The following is an 18,939-nucleotide window of genomic DNA, read 5'->3' as shown; positions in this document are numbered from 1 at the left end:
ATAAAAACAGACCGCTACTGTAGTGTAACGATCTGCTGTAAGGGAAGGAAAAGTTTAGATAACTTTTTCAGCGTGTAGGTAAATTATTCAGCGTCGGTAAGAGCTACCGCATAAGTCATTGTACCCGAATACTTAACACCCTTTGGTGTTGACGGATTGTTGAGAACAGGCTTTACCGCTTTATCGCTTTCGCCTTTAAGTACCATCTGATTTCTGAAATAATTCGTACCTGCCGTAAAACGGTTCTTAAAATATCTTGATTATATTAACTGACAGCACAAAACTCGGCAACCGTAAAGATTGCCGAGTTTTTTATTCGGAAATATTTGCTTTCGGTGTGACATAAACAGTTTTGTTATTTACATAAATAACCATACCCGGTCTTGCACCGCTTGGCTTGCTTACATAACGCACAAGCGTGTAATCTACAGGCACTTGACTGCTTTCTCTTGCTTTACTGTAATATGCGGCAAGCTGTGCCGCCTCTAAAATTGCGGTATCGCTAATTTCTCTGCCTTCCGCAAAAACAACTGTATGCGAACCGTGAATATCTTTTGTGTGCAGCCACATATCATTTTTATTTGCAATTTTTAATGTAAGTTTATCATTTTGAGTATTGTTTCTGCCTACCAAAATTTTAAATCCGTCACTTGAAGTAAATTCAAGCGGCGGCAGTGCCGCCTGCGGTCTTTGCTTGCCCTTTTGTTTGCGTAAATATCCCTGCTCGGTAAGCTCTTCCCTTATCTGCGCAAGTTCACGCTCACTCTCCGCACGGCTTACCGTATCAAGTACAGAATCAATGTATTCAAGCTCTGACCTGCCTTTCTCAATCTGTTCGGTCAAAATATGCTCTGCATTTTTCGCTTTTTGATAATCTTTATAATATTTTTGAGCATTTGCTGCCGGAGAAATTGCAGGATTGAGTTTTATGCGGATAAGCGACATATTTTCATCGTAAAAATTTTCCACTTCCGCAAAAGATGCGCCACGCTCAATACGGTAGAGATTTGCCTGCAACAAATCGCCGTTTATTCTAAGCTGTTCACGATTTGCACATTCTTTAAGTTCAATCTTTTGCTTTGCAAGTTTACGGGAAATTCTTTCGCTTAAATTAACAAGCATTTTTGTAAGGTCTTGAGATTTGACCCTCATTCTCTCTCTTGAATCTCTGGTTTCGTAAAAGCTGTCAAGAAGTTGTGAATATGTGTCAAAGTGCTTTATTTGAGCAAAATTTCCGTATTGCTCAATATCTGTAAATGTAAAATCAATCGGCTTGCCGTCATCTCTTATAACCATACACGGTTTGCCTGCATATTTATTAACATTTACATACAAATTATTGAGCACACCAATAAGTCTGTCATAATGCTGTTTATCCATACGGGTAGTTGTGCCCTCGCCCACTCTGTACTCAAGTTCTCTGCACACAAGAGGCGATACACCTTGAATTGCCCTTAGCAGTGCCTTGTTAAGCATCATTTCGCCGTCAAAATCAACTGTTTTTTCCGCTATTTCTTCTGCCGAATGTTTAAGAATTGAAAGTTTATCCTGCGCCTCGGGAAGTTCGTATTTTATATTCGGAAGCACAAGTCTACGGCTGCTCATAGTCAGGTCAACACGCTTGAGGGAATCAATAATTACTCCGTTTGAATCCACAATAATAATATTGCTGTACATTCCCATAATTTCGCAAACTACTGTTATTAGAACGGTATCGCCGAGTTCGTTTACACATTCAAAATCAAGGAACAGCACTCTGTCGCATTCCTGTTGACGAACCGCAACCAGCTTTCCGCCGCCGATACGCTTACGCAAAAGCATACAAAACATAGGCGGTGAAGCGGGATTTTCAGGTGTATTGCCGCAAAAATGCACCCTCGGTGAATTTGCCCTTGCCGAAAGCAAAAGTTTTTTATTGCCGTTAAAGGTACGCATCGCAAATACAAGTTCATCTCTGTTCGGCTGATAAATCTGCGATACCCTGGCACCGAGCGCCTCGGTTTCTATTTCGTGTTTTATATATCTTAAAAAAATTCCGTCTAAAGCCATCTTTTACCTCTATTTATGATATTTGCCGTTGGTAGAAATTTCAAACGCACGGTAAATCTGTTCCGACAGTACCATTCTTGCCATCTGATGAGGAAATGTCATTTTACTCATAGAAAGTTTGAAATCCGCTCTGTTTTTCACCTTATTGCTAAGTCCGTAACTTCCGCCGATAATAAAATCCACCGTACTTTTTCCTGTAATTGCCGCATTGTCGAGCATTGCAGAAAGTTCTTCGCTTGAAAGCTGTTTGCCCTCGATGCACATTGCCACCGCATAATCACCTGCACCGATTTTCTTAAGTATTCTTTCTCCCTCTGCCTCAATTACCTCTGAAATTTCAGCCTCGTTCGGATTGTTATTTCTTATTTTTTCTTCCGCAAGTTCAACTACCGCAAATTTACAAAAGGCAGTAAGTCGTTTTGCGTATTCGGAAATTGCGTCTGTAAAATATTTCTCTTTAATTTTTCCTATACAAATTATATTTATTCTAATCATCTTTCACCATTAAAAAATTACCGATTTAGCATTAGTTTCTACGGGCGCTACATCGAGAGTATAATCTATTCCCCTATTCATTCCGTACTTTGAAAGTTCGTTTACAGCTGTATTAAGCGCTATTGACGGAGTATTATTTTGCTCACTTAAGTGACCGAGCATAAGTCTTAAAGTACCTGACTGCACAAGTCCCGCAAGCTCGGCGGCACAATCGGGATTAGACAAATGACCGTATTTAGAGAGTATTCGCTTTTTGAGTACAAACGGATACGGGCCGTTTTTCAGCATATCAACATCGTGGTTTGACTCAATAACCGCAAAATTGCTGTGTGCAACGGCATTTCTTACATCATCGGTCATATATCCCATATCGGTAGCAACAGTGGCGATTTTACCGTCTGCAAGCGTTACAGAGTAGCAACAGCTTTCAGCGGCATCGTGCGGAGTATCGATTCTTTTAATAAGCATATCGCCTACCGCAACTTCGTTTTCGATAACCTCGGTTTCAAAGCGTTTATCCAGACGATTTGCCCTTTCAAGCGCCTCAAGTGTACCCTGACTTGCATACACCTTAAAATTATAGCGTGATGCAAGCACTTTTACGGCACTGCAATGGTCTGTATGCTCGTGGGTAATAAATACCGCACCTATTATACGTGGATCTATTGAATTTGTAAGTAATGCATTTTCAATCTGTTTGCATGAACGACCTGCGTCTATCAGCACGCCCTGTGTTGCCGTACCCAGAAAATAACTGTTACCTTTACTGCCGCTAAAAAGCGGGACCGCTTTTGCCAAACTAATCTACTCCTATTCAACAATAATCATAATAATATATAATAACACAAAATTCGCATTTTGTCATCTGCATAATAAAAAACCCACAGCTGAAATTTGCTGTGGGTTAAATAAATTATTTTTTAACAAGAGCGGATGCAGGGAGTGCATATTTTTTCTTGTATTCCTTATAGTCTGCGTTGTACTGAATATCATCGGAATTTTTAAGCTCGTGCAAATATTCGTGTGCATCGTAGCCGTTGTTGTTGATTTCAATAACACCGACCGCAATGTTTGAACAATGGTCGGAAACTCTTTCCATACTTGTAATAAGGTCAGAGAAAATAAATCCGAGTTCTATTGTACATTCGCCGTTTGTAAGACGCTTAACATGAGCCTCTTTAAGTTTATCTCTGATGCGGTCAATAACCTGTTCAAGAGGTTCAACTTTCGCCGCAAGTTTTACATCGTTATTGATAAATGCAAGCGTTGCATTATTTATAATCTCTTTTATAGCGTCCATCATAACATTAAGACCCGCCATAGCCCCTTCGGAGAAAACCGCTTTTTTCTCCTCAATCTCTTTTGCGGCACCGACAATATTCATTGCGTGGTCGCTGATTCTCTCGAAATCACCTATACCGTGCAAAACTCTCTGAACACTTTTACTGTCGTTTTCAGAAAGATTTTTCTGACTTAGTTTTACAAGATATGTCGAAATTACATCTTCGTACATATCAATTGTGTCTTCGTTTTCAGAAAGTGTGTCAGCCGCTTTTTCGTTATAATTACCAACCATTTCAAGTGCGCCGAGAAGTGTACCCTCCGAAAGTCTTGCCATTTTTTCCGTAACATTTAAAGCACGGTCTGTTGCAAGTGAAGGTGTGTTGAGGAAACGCTCGTCGAGGAAAGGTGCTTCACTTTCTTCTTCCGTATCCTTAATTGTAAGGCAAGCGAGTTTTTCAAGCTGGCGTGTAAAAGGAAGTAACATAGCTGTTGCTGCAATGTTAAATGCTGTATGGATAACAGCGATATTTGCCTCGACAACTACATCGTCCAGGAATCCGTATTGGAATATTAAATTTGAACCGTAGAACAGCGCACAAATTACAAGTGTACCTATAATATTAAAATAAAGGTGTACCAAAGCAGCACGCTTAGCGTTTTTCTTTGCACCTATACAAGAAATCAAGGCAGTTACGCAAGTACCTATATTCTGACCCATTACAATCGGAATTGCCATTGAGTATGTAATCGCACCTGTTTTTGAAAGTGCCTGCAAAATTCCGACCGATGCGCTTGAACTCTGGATAATTGCTGTGAGCAATGCACCTGCAATAATACCGAATACAGGGTTATTAAAGACTGTAAGAAGACTTGCAAAGTTAGGATCGTCAGAAAGAGGTGCTACCGCAGAACTCATAGAATCCATACCGAACATTAAAATTGCAAATCCCAAAAGAATAGACGCAAGGTTTTTCTTACTGTCGCTCTTTGTAAACATAATAAGAATTATGCCTATAAAAGCAAAAACAGCAGAAAAAGATGTCGGTTTAAGCAGCTGCATAAATACGCTGTCGCCCTCAATACCCGAGAGGCTTAAAATCCACGCTGTAACTGTTGTGCCGACATTAGCACCCATAATAATTCCTATTGCCTGTCTTAGCTTCATAATACCGGAGTTTACAAAGCCGACTACCATAACCGTAGTAGCGGATGATGACTGTATAACAGCTGTAACGGCTGCACCGAGCAAAAATCCCTTGAAAGTATTGTTAGTCATTTTTTCAAGAGTTTTTTCAAGTTTACCGCCCGAGAATTTTTCAAGGCCGTCACCCATTGTATTCATACCATACAAAAAGAGTGCCAAGCCACCCAACAGCTGAAGAATCGAAAAAATATCCATATCCCTAAACTCTCCTTTTCCTTTGTAATGATATTAGTATTAAGTCAAAGTTTTATTTTGCATTTGTAAAATCTATGTAAAGTTTTTTACACAACAACAACTGCGCCTGTTTATAAGTAAGACTTAAACAAGACGCAGCCGTAATATTAAATATTAATATTTAATTTTGCTAAAAGTACATTTTATAATTTTTACAATGCTTTTACTTTAAATGTAAATACCGTACCGTTTTCATTACTCTTTAATGTAATAGTACCGTCATGTCTTTCGGCAATATGTTTTACAATTGCAAGTCCAAGACCTGTGCCGCCGGTTTCTTTAGAACGGCTTTTGTCAACTCTGTAAAAGCGCTCAAAAACTCGTTTTTGATGTTTTAACGGAATACCGATTCCCGTATCCGCAACACTGAGAACGGCGTTTTCGTCCTCTTTTTTAACAGTAACGGTAACATTTCCGCCCTTGCGGTTATATCTTATCGCATTGTCACAAAGGTTATAAACAAGTTCATAAAGTTGGTTACGATTGCCGTTTATTAAAATTTTATCTTCCGCATTAACTTTAATGACAACCTCGTGTTTATTTGCATTTGTATGTAAATCTTCCGCTACTTCTCTTGAAAGTCCCGACAAATCGACCTTATCGTAATTTACGGGTCTTGTGTTTTCGTCAAGTTCGGAAAGCTCTATAATATCGCCAATCAAAGAAAGCAGTCTGCCTGATTCTTTATGAATTTTTCCGGCAAATCTTTCAATATCTTCCGGTGCAACAATTCCGCTTTCTATAATTTCCGCATAACCCGAAATTGAAGTGAGCGGAGTTTTTAACTCGTGTGTAACATTTGCGGTAAATTCACGCCTCATTTTTTCGGCTTTTCGTTTAGCCGAAATATCAATTATAAGACAGATTACACCTTTTTGTTCGCTGTTGGAATACACCGGACTTGCAATTATCTGCAATACTCTGCCGTTTATATTGCCTTCATTGCTGCTGCGTTCACCGCTGAAAGCCTTGTCAACACATTCGCACAAAACCTCATTGCGTGAAAATGAAATAAGACTTTCGCCAACAGTGCCCTCTGAATCCGTGCCGAGATATTTTGAAGCGGAATGATTACACATAAGCATATTCTTATCCATATCAAGCATTATAAAGCCCTCGGACATATTTTGAATAAGCGTGTCTATTCTGTCTTTTTCAAGCTGTAAGCGTGAAACCTGCTTGTTAATCTGCTTTTGCTGACTTGAAATGGTGCGGGAAATTGAACTTAATTCTTCATATTGATTGCCGTCAACATTGCTTTCGAAATTTTCTATAGGCGCAATAATTTTTTTCGTTGACCTTTTTGAAAGCACACAGCAAAGAATAAATACAATAATTATTACGGCAAACAAAATCGGAACAAGGTGCATAAAAATGGAGTAGCCGTTTTCCATAGTTTCAGACAATCGCAAAACATTTCCGTTTGAAGTTTTTACAGCATAATAATATGTAACATTGCCGAGTGTTTCTGATTTTCTGCTGTCATCGCCGTATCCGTTTTTCATTGCATTTATAAATTCGGGACGATTGGAGTGATTTCCCATTTTTGTAACATCAACGCCGTCATCGCTTTCCAAAAGAACATTTCCGTTGCCGTCGAGCAATGTAACTCTTATTCGTGATGAACTTAAATCGTGCAGCAATTCATAGCTGCTGTTTTTATTATAAAGATTTGCGGCTATATTTGCATAATCTTTTAATGTTGTTTTTTCCGAAGAAGAAAAAATAAACCAGAAAGCGGCTGTTGAAAAAACAGCCGTCAAAAGAATGGATACACCAGCGGTGATTATAAATCTTTTTAAAAGAATTTTTCTTAGTTTCATTTATCATTCTCCTGCCTTGTATCCTACATTACGCACGGTTTTAATAAGATTGCCGCATTCTCCGAGTTTTTGTCTTAGAGTTGTAATGTGCATATCAACCGTACGGCTCTCTCCCTCGAAATCGTAACCCCAAACATTAATGATAATGTTCTCTCTTGTGAGCGCCATACCTTTATTGTTAAGCAGGTATTTTAGCAATTCGTACTCCTTATATGTAAGGCTGCACTGTTCTCCGTTTGAAGTTACAATATGCTTTGAATCGTCAAGAACAATTCCGCCAAGTTCCACGGTTTCGGGCTTTTCTTCTACCGTACAGCGTCTTAAAATTGCCCTTACTCTTGAAATAAGTTCAAGTACGGAGAACGGCTTTGTAAGGTAATCGTCGGCACCCATATCAAGTCCTTTTACCTTATCCATCTCACTTGACTTTGCGGTAACAAGAATAACCGGAATATTTTTTGTAGACTTGTCTTTTCTTAATTTTTCAAGTACAGACAATCCGTCAAAATCGGGAAGCATTACATCAAGAATAACAAGCTGCGGCTTTATTTCCGCACACGCTTTAAAAAAACTCTTGCTTTCTCCAAAGCTTTTAACCTCATAACCGCTGTTTTTCAGTGCGTAGGTTTCAAGCTCCCTGATGTCTGTATCGTCTTCTACAATATAAATTAACATATAATTCTAACTCCCCGATATAGATTTAAGGCAGACATACTTCCGCCTTAAACCTAATTATATCACAATAGTCTTGATTTGCAACAAAAATCATCAAAGGTTATACTGTCTTTCCTGTAATTGAAAACACAACCCATTCACCGATGTTCTCTGCGTGGTCGCCGATTTTTTCAAAATACTTTGCAATAAGCAAAACATCTATAGCCTGCTGATCAAGTTCTTTGTTTGCGTTTATAATATCGATAACCTCTTGTTTTACCTTATTGAAAAGGTCATCAATTGCGTCGTCCATAGTAGCTACGGTCTTTGCAAGTTTCAAGTCTTTTTTAACAAAAGCGTCAATAGCCGTTGTTACCATATTTGAAGAACGCTCTGCCATTTCAGAAAGATGAGTCATTGAATAAATATTTTCGCAGTCTTTCAAATAAGTTGACATTTCCGCAATGTCAATAGCCTGATCGCCGATTCTTTCAAGGTCGGTAATCATCTTAAGAGCCGCAGATACCGTTCTTAAGTCACCTGCAACAGGCGACTGTAAAAGGAGGAGATTTAAACAATAGTTTTGTATTTCTCTCTCCATCGTATTGATTTTTTCTTCAATAATTCTTGATGTTTCAAGTTTATCGTATTCACCGTTTGTAATAATGGTTATCGTATTTTTTATTGCACCTTCAACCAAAGCGCCCATTTCAATGAGTTTATCGTTAAGTGCTTTTAATTCCAAATCAAAATACTCTCTCATTAGCCGAACCTTCCTGTAATGTATTCCTCTGTACGCTTATCCTTTGGAGTAGAAAACAAGGTAGCCGTATCAGTGCATTCAATCATTTCGCCAAGCAGGAAGAATGCCGTATTATCAGCAATTCTCATTGCCTGCTGCATATTATGTGTAACCATAATAATGGTATATTTATCTTTAAGCTTCATACAAAGTTCCTCGATTTTACCTGTGGAAATAGGGTCAAGTGCAGATGTTGCCTCGTCCATAAGTAAAACTTCAGGCTTTACCGCAAGCGCTCTTGCAATGCAAAGACGCTGCTGCTGACCGCCCGAAAGACCGAGTGCGCTCTTTTTAAGTCTGTCCTTAAGTTCATCCCAGATAGCGGCATCTTTCAAAGACTGCTCTACGATTTCGTCAAGCTCTCTTCTGCTTCTTATACCGTGTGTTCTCGGACCGAAAGCTATGTTATCATACACGCTCATAGGAAACGGATTTGCTTTTTGAAAAACCATACCCACTCTTTTTCTGAGAACATTTACATCCATATTTTTGCCGTAAATATCCTCGTTATCAAGACGGATATCACCTGTAATTTTACAACCCTCAACCAAATCATTCATTCTGTTAAGTGACTTCAGGAGCGTTGATTTACCGCAGCCCGACGGGCCGATAAAAGCTGTAATACGGTTTGCCTCCATATTAAAGTTTACAGACTTTAATGCGTGAAATTTGCCGTAATACAGGTTCATATCCTTAATTGTAAACTTATCCATTTATTTTCCTTCCACTCTTACTTATTTTTACTTGTAAGCTTTTTGGCGATAAATGCCGAAAGCGTATTTATTAAAAGTACAAGCACAAGCAATACAACCGCTGTTGCCCAAGCCTGATCTGTATGCAATCCCTCGTTTGCAAGTACATACATATGAATAGCAAGCGTTCTGCCCGAAGACATAAGACCTTTTGCAAGACCCGATGCCGAACCCGATGTATATAAAAGAGCCGCAGTTTCTCCGACTATTCTGCCGACTGCAAGAATTATACCTGCAAGAATACCCGGCATTGCACTCGGAAGAATTATTCTTATAATTGTTCTCAGCTTGCCTGCGCCAAGTCCGTAACTGCCCTCTCGGTACGAGTCGGGAACAGAAAGCAAAGCTTCCTCTGTAGTTCTCATAATTGTCGGTAATACCATAATTGCAAGTGTAAAAGAACCTGCAAGCAATGAAAGTCGCCACTGCAAAGTAGTTACAAAGAATAACATACCGAACAGACCGTAAACAATCGACGGAATACCTGAAAGAGTTTCTGCCATAGTTCTGATAAGTTTTACAAACTTGTTGCCCCTTTTTGCATATTCCGCAAGGTAAATCGCAGCACCTACGCCAAACGGTACGGCAATTATCAAGGTAAGCAAAGTTACCACAACAGTATTGATAATTGCAGGCATACAGGATACATTATCACTGTTATATTCCCATGCAAACAGCTCCGGTGTAATATGCGGAACACCCATTACAAGAATATACACAATTAAAAATACCAGAGCAAGCACTGATATTGCCGCTGCAAGTACAACCAATATAAACAAAACAAGTGAGAGCGGCTTTCTTTTATATTCTCTTAATCTTTGGGCAAATCCTGTTTTATTGATTGCCTTTATTTCATTGTTATCAGCCATTCTTTTCACTCCTGCTCTTAATTGCCTGCATTGAAAGTGTAATAATTAATATGAACACAAACAAAACTACACCTGTTGCTATAAGTGCCTGTCTGTGAAGTCCTGTTGAGTAACCCATCTCAAGTACAATATTTGCTGTAAGCGTTCTTACACCGTCCGTAAGTGATGTAGGAATCTGCACCTGGTTGCCTGCAATCAGGATAACCGCCATAGTTTCGCCGATAGCTCTGCCTATGCCAAGCACAACACCTGCGAGAATACCCGACTTTGCGGCAGGAAGCATTGTTTTGAACACACTTCTCTCTCTTGTTGCGCCGAGTGCCAATGCACCCTCGTAGTAATTTTCGGGCACCGCACGAATTGCCGACTCCGAAACGCCTATAATTGTAGGCAAAATCATAATTCCGAGCACTATTGACGCCGCAAGCAAACTTGTACCGTCGCCGCCAAAGTTATCTCTGATAAACGGTACAATTACCATAAGTCCGAAAAAGCCGTAAACGATTGACGGAATACCTGCGAGTAATTCTGTTGCGGGTTTTATAACCTTATATAATGGTTTCGGACAAAAACGAGCAAGGAAAACCGCTGTTAAAATTCCGATCGGCACACCGATTACAACAGCGCCTGCCGTAACATAGATACTGCCGATAATCATTGTAAATATTCCGTAGCTTGCAGGAACATTTGTCGGTGCCCATTCTGTGCCGCCTATAAAATTAAAAAATCCGATTTCTGCCATTGCCGGAACACCGTTGTAGAAAAGGAAAATACAAATAAGCACAACCGCCGCTATGCTGGCAAGGGCTGTCAGGAAGAAAACTCCCTGCATAGCCCTTTCTTTAATATTGCTTAATCTCATTTAGTTATATCGCTCCAAACCTTAGCTTCACCTGTGTAGATAGCTTTTACCTGATCCATTGTGAGATTTTCTGTAGTATTGTTTGTATTTACGATTACCGCAATACCGTCTTTTGCAATTGTTGTTGATGCAAGAGCTGTTTCTGTATCCTTAAGCTCTCTTGATGCCATACCGATGTCACAAGTACCCTCAAGTGCAGACTGCATACCTGCCGATGAGTCTGATGTCTGGAGTTCGATTTCTGCCTTTGTATTAATCTGCTTGTAAGCCTCAATAAGTTTTTCCATTACAGGAGATACCGAAGAAGAACCTGCAACTGTAATTTTGCCCTCCGGCTTTGTTCCTGCATATGCTGCATTTTCAGATACTGGAACATAACCCTCTTTAGAAATTACTGCCTGACCGTCTGAACTTAAGATATAATCTACAAAGTCCTTAGCAAGACCGCTTAAGTCGCCCTTATAAGCAATGTTGAACGGACGGCTGATTTTATATTCGCCTGACTTTACATTCTCTGCTGTTGCGTCAACATCTTCAATCTTAAGAGCCTTAACACTGTCGTTAAGTGAGCCGAGTGAAATGTAACCGATTGCTGCGTCATTACCCTTTACATTAGTAATAACAGCCTCTGTGCCGTTTACTGTAACAGCGTCGGTTCTTGTTGTGTCTGTCTTTGTGTCGCCGTCTTTAACAAGAACACCTGTAAGCTCTACGAAAGCATCACGAGTACCGGAGCCCTGCTCTCTTGTAATAACAGAAAGTGATTTGCTTGTATCAAAAGCACTTGTGTTTGATGAACCGGCATTGCTTGAGTTGTCGCCTGATGCTGTTGATGAAGAATTGCCTCCGCAGCCTGCAAATGCACTTACCATAATTACGCCTGCTGCTAATACCGATAATAATTTTGTACTTGTTTTTTTCATAAATATAATCTCCTCAAATAATTATCGTACTTCTTTTGAGTACGGTCTTAGTTTAGTTAATTTTTGTAAAGCTATTTACCTCCTATTTGTAAAATACCCGTAAAAAATTATTTTAATTATGTTATGAAATAATATTTTCTATAAAAAGTGATGACAAGAGGCAAATAATATGTTATAATATTATAAATATTGATATTTAGGAGGCTGAAACCAATGGAAAATACAAAGATTCCATATAAAATTTATCTTGACGAAAGTGAAATACCTACTCAATGGTATAATGTTCGTGCAGATATGAAAAACAAGCCTGCTCCTCTTCTTAACCCTGCTACATTAAAACCAATGACAGCAGAGGAGCTTTATCCTGTTTTCTGTAAAGAACTCGTAGCACAGGAACTTAACGATACAGACGCATACATAGATATTCCGCAGGAAATTCAGGATTTCTATAAAATGTACCGTCCGTCCCCGCTTATCAGAGCATATTTCCTTGAAAAAGCTCTCGGTACTCCTGCTAAGATTTACTATAAGTTTGAGGGTAACAATACAAGCGGCAGTCATAAATTAAACTCTGCCATTGCACAGGCTTATTATGCTAAAAAGCAGGGTCTTAAAGGCGTTACAACAGAAACAGGCGCAGGCCAGTGGGGTACCGCCCTTTCAATGGCTTGTTCTTACTTCGGTCTTGATTGTAAGGTATATATGGTAAAAGTATCTTACGAACAAAAGCCGTTCAGAAGAGAAGTTATGAGAACTTACGGTGCAAGTGTTACTCCTTCCCCGTCTACAGATACTGCAGTCGGCAGAAAAATTCTTAAGGAGCACCCGGGCACAACAGGCAGTCTTGGCTGTGCAATTTCCGAGGCTGTAGAAGTTGCAACTTCTACAGAAGGATACCGTTATGTACTCGGCAGTGTGCTCAATCAGGTACTTCTTCACCAGTCGGTTATCGGTCTTGAGGCTAAAAAAGCTCTTGATAAATACAATGTTAAGCCTGACATCATTATCGGTTGTGCCGGCGGCGGTTCTAACCTTGGCGGTCTTATATCTCCGTTCGTAGGCGAAAAATTAAGAGGTGAGGCTGATTACAGAATTATTGCCGTTGAACCTGCATCTTGCCCAAGCTTGACAAGAGGTAAGTTTGCATATGACTTCTGCGATACCGGCAAGGTTTGCCCGCTCTCTAAGATGTACACACTCGGCAGCGGATTTATTCCGTCCGCTAACCATGCCGGCGGACTTCGTTACCACGGTATGAGCAGCACACTTTCACAGCTTTACCACGATGGTCTTATGGAGGCTACTTCTGTTGAGCAGACATCTGTATTTGCTGCCGCAGAACAATTTGCAAGAGTTGAGGGTATTCTCCCTGCTCCGGAAAGCAGCCATGCAATCAGAGTTGCAATTGATGAGGCTCTCAAATGTAAAGAAACAGGCGAAGAAAAAACTATTCTCTTTGGTCTTACAGGTACAGGCTACTTCGATATGCTTGCATATGAGAAGTTTAACGACGGTCTTATGAGCGACTATATTCCGACAGACGAGGAACTCCAGAAAGGCTTTGACGGTCTTCCGAATGTTCCGGAGAACTGATATAATTATTATGGAGAGAGGCTTTCCTCTCTCCTTTTTATTATAGTAATTTTTATTAATAATTGTAAAAATATCAACTTAATTAGCCATAACTAACTCGTAACTACTTGACAAAATAATTCTGTTGTGCTATTATTCCATTCGTAGAAAATTATTCTTGAAAGGAAATGACATATATGGCAAAACCAAAGCTTCCAATTCCTGTAACACTTCTTACAGGTTATCTTGGTTCCGGTAAAACTACACTTATCAACCATGTCCTCGGCAATCAGGAGGGCTACAAATGTGCCGTTATCGTAAATGATATAGGCGAAGTTAATATTGACGCTGAACTTATTCAGAAAGCAGGCGTTGTTACTCAAAAAGATGACAACCTTGTTCCTCTTTCAAACGGCTGTATTTGCTGTACACTTAAGGTTGACCTTATCAATCAGATTGCAGAACTTGTAAAGTCAGGTAAATTTGATTATATTCTCATTGAGGCAAGCGGTATATGCGAGCCGCTCCCTATTGCACAGTCTATTGCTGTACTTGAGGGTGACGAAGAGGAAGGCACTCCTGCTATCTGCCGTCTTGACAACATTGTAACTGTTGTTGACGCACTCAGAATGGCTACAGAGTTTGGCTGCGGCGACAATCTTCTTAAAGACGATGTTGACGAAGAAGACATTGAAAGCCTTGTTATTCAGCAGATTGAGTTCTGTTCTACTATCATTCTCAACAAAGTTGATATGGTAAATGAGGAGCAGCTCGGCAGAGTTAAAGCTATGATTAGAACTCTTCAGCCAAAGGCTAAAATTATTGAGGCTAACTACGGTAAGGTAAGCGTTGGCGACATTCTCAATACAAATCTTTATGACTTTGAAGAAACTGCAGGTTCAGCAGGCTGGGCACAGGCTTACGATAAGGACGAAGACGAGAAAAACGAGCATCACGATCATGATGAGGATGAACACGAACATCAGCACCACGAAGAGGACGAGCATGAGCATCACCATCATCACCACGATGAAGACGAGCATGAGCATCACCATCATCATGATGACGAAGATCACTCTCACTGCGACCACGAGCACGGTCACTGCTGCCACCATCACCACCACGGTGACGATGACGAAGAGTACGGTATCTGTACTTTTGTGTACCACAGCCGCCGTCCGTTCAATCAGGAAAAATTACAGGAATTTGTAAACAATTGGCCAAAGGGCGTTGTTCGTGCAAAGGGTATTCTTTGGTTCTCCGATAAAGACAAGAGAGATTACCTCTATGTATTTGAGCAGGCAGGCGTACAGATTACCGCTACAGAAAACGGCAAATGGCTTGCTGCATTCCCTAAGAGCGAGCAGAAGAAATACTTTAAAGAGTATCCTGATATTGAAGAGCATTGGGATGAAAAATACGGCGACCGTGAAACCAAACTTGTATTTATCGGTCAGCATATGGATAAGCAGAATATTATTGAAAGACTTGACAATTGTCTTGACGATTAATAAAAATAATTACAGGGTTGATTCAGAAAATAGAATCAACCCTGTTTTTTATCAAAAATTGTAATTAATTTATGGTTTAGCACACAGTTAAAATTGTTTTGAAAAAGTATTCCGCATTTAGAATAGAACCTAAATTTTTAATTATTGATATAAAATATAAATTATTCTGATTTATTATCTTCTTTTGTTTTCTTTTTGGCGGCGGATTTAAACGGAACAACCGAACCGTCCTCCTGTTTAATACTTACATTATCGAGAGTATTATCAAACTGTTCTCTGATTTCAGCAAGATACACGGCATAAAGCTGTTTCTGTTCTGCCTGTTCTTCAGCATTAAGTCCGAGTGTTTTCTTTTTCTTTGCAAGTTCATTTATTCTTTTAATTAAATCTTTATCCATAATAATCACTTCCTATGTTAATAATACCACACTGTAAAGTTTTTTGCAATACAAAAGCCGTATCATATGGACAACCATAAGATACGGCTTAATTTTTTACCAGTAACGAGCCTCAGTTTTTACTCTTGTATATGCTTTTTTGCTTCTTGCTCTTGTACGGCGGGCTTTTTTTGAAGCCTTAATATTTTTAATAATATATACACCGCCAAAAATCGAAAGTAAAGCAAGAACTACTACAAACCAAAGACCAACATTAAGATTGCGCTTTACAACTGCCGAAATAATAGCAGGTGTATTGGCTGATGTGTTTGAAAGTGCAGCCTTTGTAACCTTATTTGCAGCCTGCGCTACAACTGCGGCTGAATGTGTATAATCCTGATTTTGTGTATTCTGCAAAACAAATTGTGATGAACCTACCTGCGGCATTGCATACGGACCTGTGTAGCTTACTGTAGAAGCAAGTGCGGAACCGTTGCTTGAAAGTGCTGTTGCCGAGAACATTGCCTGATATGTATCCTGATCCACAATACCTGTAGCTTCAAGATTATTTGCAAGCTGGAATGCCTCAACAGCTTGTACTGTAGTTTCTCCGAAGTAGCCGGTAGCTATTTCATTAAAGAAACCGAGAATAGCAAGTCTGTTCTGAATTGTGAGAACTGAGTTACTCTGATCGCCCAACTGATATGTAGGTGTCTGTTCAGCAAGTTTTGCCTGAACATCAGCATAGGTAGGACAATCTTCCGAGTAAAGAATATCTCTGTCTGTACCTGAAATACCGTCAACATCTACTCCTGCTGCCTGCTGGAACTGAATGTAAGCTGCCTCTGTTGCATCGTCAAACTTACCGTTTACTTCGCCATCATAGTAGCCAAGCTCCTTAAGTCTTTCCTGTATCTTCGTTACTTCGTCACCCTCATCGCCGTTTCTGTAAAGAACAGGCGCTGTAGGTGTTTCTTCTTTTACCTCTTCAGTCGAACTGCTGTTGTCGCTGTCAGTTGAAGAATCGTCAACCGTGTTGTTTGAAGAGTTGTTGTCTGAACTTGAAGAAGAATTGTCGGAAGAATTTGAAGAAGATGGATCTGACGGAGTATTGCTTGATCTGCCCTTTGAATCAAAGTAATATGTAGTGCCGTCAATTGTTCTTGATGTATCTACAATGTATTCGCCGTTTTCATAGTAATAATAATCACCGTTGAACTCTTCCCAACCGTTTTCTATGTAGTCAATAGCGCCTACCTTGTACCACTGTGTCCACCCCATATAATCTACGGTGTCATAGCATACATCTTCGTCATCGTTTCTTGCGTCAACTGCCATACCGTCGCCGATATATACACCGACATGACCATCCATATGAAGACCGAGTCCGTGTATTCGTGGAATACCGTTGCTGACATATCCACTTGCGCTTGATGCATACAGCTGTGAATCTCCGCCTCTTGCGTTGCCTCCGCAATAGGAATAAATAAGACCGGAACAATCTACGGTACCAGGAGTAGCTCCGCCGTAAACATAGCTCCAACCGCTGTAATATGCATTGAGCGCCCACTCTGCAAGACCTGCACCTGTGCCTGATGCATGAGCTGTAGTACTGCCTGCGACTGCGCACGCACCCGAAAGCATTGTTACACTCAACAGCACAGAAGCAATTTTCTTACTTCGCTGCATTGTATTACCTCCAAATTGTGTCAGGTGTAATAATTACATCAAAATTACACTTATTAACAAATTTGTAATAATTATAGCAGATATTCAAGAAAAAATCAACCCCTTGTTTAGCATTCCTCTCCTTTTTTGTTAAAAAGCACAATAAAAGCGCTATTATAATTCAATATCAGAATTTTAATTCACATTTAGATTACAAATCAAGTAAATTTTTGTAACATTTTGAAATAATTGTAAATATAATTATTTATTAAACACGAGGCAACAAATAAGCCGCACTCTGACGAGTACGGCTGAATTTGTAATAATTAAATTATTTTTCATCATGTTTGAAATCATTGTCAGAAATATTGTAAGTAGCACCTACACCTTCCTGAGCAAGTTTCTTTTCGTTTTCAATTACACTGTCTTTTTTGTCAGGCCACTTTGCATAGAGAACCTTCAAAAGGATAGGAGTAAGAATTGAAGAAACAATAATGAGAATGATTACAGCTGTAAAGAACTTAGCGTCCATAAGACCTGCGTCAAGTCCCTTTTGCGCAACAATAAGAGCAACCTCACCGCGGTTCATCATACCTACACCGATTTTAAGCGAATCCGTCATATTGAACTTACAAATTTTTGCCATACCGCCGCAGCCGATAATTTTGGTTACAAGAGCTACAGCAACAAGTGCGATTGAGAACCATAATATCTGCATATTAAAGTTATCAAAACTTGTCTGTAAACCGATGCTTGCAAAGAAAATAGGTCCGAAGATCATATATGAACTGATGTCCATTTTTCTTTCAATATAACCCGCATCATTGATATTACAAAGAATAATACCTGCTACATAAGCACCTGTAATATCGGCAATACCAAAGAATTCTTCCGAACAATAAGCTGCCGCAAAACAAAGAACAAGTCCGAAAATCGGAATTCTTCTTGAATGAGGCCAGTGCTTGCTGATCCATTTAAAGAGGAAGTAAAGTGCAAAACCAAGTACAATTGCAAGTACAAAGAAAAGAATTGTCTTGATGCAAACATCAACAGGTGAAACATCAGGGCTCTTGAAGCCGATAACTACGGTAAGAAGAATAATACCTATAATATCGTCAAGTATCGCAGCAGAAAGTATCGTTGTGCCGACCTTTCCTTTCAGATGTCCCATTTCCTTAAGAGCCTGTACGGTAATACTAACCGATGTTGCCGCAAGAACAGTACCCATAAATATGCCTTCGTAAAGCCGTGTATCCGGAGTACCGAATCCAAAGCCCATATAAACAAGCATACCGCCTACAAGAGGAACAGCAACACCTGACAAAGCAATCAACAATGCAACAGGCCCTGTTTTTACAAGTTCCTTAAGGTCTGTTCCCAAACCTGCCGAGAACATAAGTAAAATTACGCCGATTTCTGCCATACCTGAAATAAAATCGTCCTTAACTACAAGGTTAAGCAGTGAAGGTCCGATAATAAGGCCGGCAATGATTTCGCCAACAACCTGCGGTGCTTTGAGCTTACGGGCAAGAAGTCCGCAAAGCTTAGCAGCAACAAGGATTATGGCAAGATTTCTTAGAATAAGCATTAAATCCATAGTGCGCCCCTTCTTCCTATACATATTAATATAGGAAATATTAAAAATTTTCCACCATATATTTTAGCACTTTTGCTTTAAATTTCAAGACGGTATTGTTAATATCTTAACAGTAGCAACAGTTTTGTTGTTATTTACATTTTTTAGCATTTATCTATAATATTTATGTATTTTTTATCTATATATAATTGATTTTAAAATTTTAGAAAATTAGTTGTTTTTTTATGGTATTTTAAATTACCATTTTAAAGACATTCAAGTAT

General features: G+C 39.5%; 17 protein-coding genes. 2 read left to right on the top strand and 15 right to left on the bottom strand.

The genetic code is table 11. The annotated features are described in order from the left end of the window. Positions 1 to 83 precede the first annotated feature (83 nt). From KGF34_RS11710 to KGF34_RS01290, 12 genes are all read right to left on the bottom strand, one after another. Positions 84 to 206, bottom strand: a complete 123-nt coding sequence (locus tag KGF34_RS11710) for a hypothetical protein (protein WP_271229648.1) — start codon at positions 204 to 206, stop codon at positions 84 to 86. A 106-nt stretch (positions 207 to 312) separates the two neighbouring features. Next, positions 313 to 2,049, bottom strand: coding sequence for an NFACT RNA binding domain-containing protein (locus tag KGF34_RS01340; protein WP_252559582.1), 1,737 nt, complete (start codon positions 2,047 to 2,049; stop codon positions 313 to 315). A gap of 9 nt (positions 2,050 to 2,058) precedes the next feature. Further along, positions 2,059 to 2,544, bottom strand: coding sequence for a 23S rRNA (pseudouridine(1915)-N(3))-methyltransferase RlmH (rlmH, locus tag KGF34_RS01335; protein ID WP_022234607.1), 486 nt, complete (start codon positions 2,542 to 2,544; stop codon positions 2,059 to 2,061). Positions 2,545 to 2,553: 9 nt separating this feature from the next. Next, positions 2,554 to 3,342 (bottom strand): MBL fold metallo-hydrolase, encoded by a 789-nt coding sequence (locus KGF34_RS01330; protein ID WP_249376377.1) that lies wholly within the window; start codon positions 3,340 to 3,342, stop codon positions 2,554 to 2,556. Positions 3,343 to 3,457: 115 nt separating this feature from the next. After that, positions 3,458 to 5,227 (bottom strand): Na/Pi cotransporter family protein, encoded by a 1,770-nt coding sequence (locus KGF34_RS01325; protein WP_252559581.1) that lies wholly within the window; start codon positions 5,225 to 5,227, stop codon positions 3,458 to 3,460. A gap of 191 nt (positions 5,228 to 5,418) precedes the next feature. Next, complete coding sequence (locus KGF34_RS01320) at positions 5,419 to 7,089, bottom strand: ATP-binding protein (RefSeq protein ID WP_252559580.1); 1,671 nt, start codon at positions 7,087 to 7,089, stop codon at positions 5,419 to 5,421. 3 nt (positions 7,090 to 7,092) lie between these two features. Further along, positions 7,093 to 7,764 carry a response regulator transcription factor gene (locus KGF34_RS01315; protein WP_022234603.1) on the bottom strand — a complete coding sequence of 224 codons (672 nt, stop codon included), beginning with the start codon at positions 7,762 to 7,764 and terminating at the stop codon, positions 7,093 to 7,095. A 100-nt stretch (positions 7,765 to 7,864) separates the two neighbouring features. Then, on the bottom strand, positions 7,865 to 8,506 hold the full coding sequence (gene phoU, locus KGF34_RS01310; protein ID WP_195411265.1) for a phosphate signaling complex protein PhoU: 642 nt from the start codon (positions 8,504 to 8,506) through the stop codon (positions 7,865 to 7,867). Beyond that, positions 8,506 to 9,258, bottom strand: a complete 753-nt coding sequence (pstB, locus tag KGF34_RS01305; protein ID WP_022234601.1) for a phosphate ABC transporter ATP-binding protein PstB — start codon at positions 9,256 to 9,258, stop codon at positions 8,506 to 8,508. The genes phoU and pstB overlap by 1 nt, the downstream gene beginning before the upstream one ends. A gap of 17 nt (positions 9,259 to 9,275) precedes the next feature. Beyond that, entirely contained in the window at positions 9,276 to 10,166 is an 891-nt protein-coding gene (gene pstA / locus KGF34_RS01300; protein WP_252559579.1) for a phosphate ABC transporter permease PstA, read from the bottom strand. After that, the gene (gene pstC / locus KGF34_RS01295; RefSeq protein WP_249376382.1) at positions 10,159 to 11,028 is read right to left on the bottom strand and encodes a phosphate ABC transporter permease subunit PstC; all 870 of its coding nucleotides are present in this window, start codon (positions 11,026 to 11,028) and stop codon (positions 10,159 to 10,161) included. Before pstC ends, pstA begins: the two co-directional genes overlap by 8 nt. Next, on the bottom strand, positions 11,025 to 11,951 hold the full coding sequence (locus KGF34_RS01290; RefSeq protein WP_252559578.1) for a substrate-binding domain-containing protein: 927 nt from the start codon (positions 11,949 to 11,951) through the stop codon (positions 11,025 to 11,027). The genes pstC and KGF34_RS01290 overlap by 4 nt, the downstream gene beginning before the upstream one ends. 213 nt (positions 11,952 to 12,164) lie before the next feature. Between KGF34_RS01290 and KGF34_RS01285 the strand changes: the two genes are divergently transcribed. Beyond that, on the top strand, positions 12,165 to 13,544 hold the full coding sequence (locus KGF34_RS01285; RefSeq protein ID WP_022234597.1) for a TrpB-like pyridoxal phosphate-dependent enzyme: 1,380 nt from the start codon (positions 12,165 to 12,167) through the stop codon (positions 13,542 to 13,544). Positions 13,545 to 13,720: 176 nt separating this feature from the next. Next, positions 13,721 to 15,034, top strand: a complete 1,314-nt coding sequence (locus KGF34_RS01280; RefSeq protein WP_252559577.1) for a GTP-binding protein — start codon at positions 13,721 to 13,723, stop codon at positions 15,032 to 15,034. A gap of 161 nt (positions 15,035 to 15,195) precedes the next feature. Here the strand turns inward: KGF34_RS01280 and KGF34_RS01275 are convergent, their stop codons facing one another. From KGF34_RS01275 to KGF34_RS01265, 3 genes are all read right to left on the bottom strand, one after another. Then, positions 15,196 to 15,432, bottom strand: a complete 237-nt coding sequence (locus KGF34_RS01275) for a DUF896 domain-containing protein (protein WP_022234595.1) — start codon at positions 15,430 to 15,432, stop codon at positions 15,196 to 15,198. Positions 15,433 to 15,528: 96 nt separating this feature from the next. Then, the gene (locus KGF34_RS01270; protein ID WP_249376389.1) at positions 15,529 to 17,100 is read right to left on the bottom strand and encodes a peptidoglycan-binding protein; all 1,572 of its coding nucleotides are present in this window, start codon (positions 17,098 to 17,100) and stop codon (positions 15,529 to 15,531) included. Positions 17,101 to 17,410: 310 nt separating this feature from the next. Beyond that, complete coding sequence (locus KGF34_RS01265; protein ID WP_252559576.1) at positions 17,411 to 18,676, bottom strand: cation:proton antiporter; 1,266 nt, start codon at positions 18,674 to 18,676, stop codon at positions 17,411 to 17,413. Positions 18,677 to 18,939: the final 263 nt, after the last annotated feature.

This window comes from Ruminococcus sp. FMBCY1, assembly GCF_023921805.1.
Taxonomy (GTDB): domain Bacteria; phylum Bacillota; class Clostridia; order Oscillospirales; family Acutalibacteraceae; genus Ruminococcoides; species Ruminococcoides intestinale_A.
Note: the sequence above shows the minus strand (reverse complement) of the source record. Positions and strands in the feature narration are given on the sequence as shown.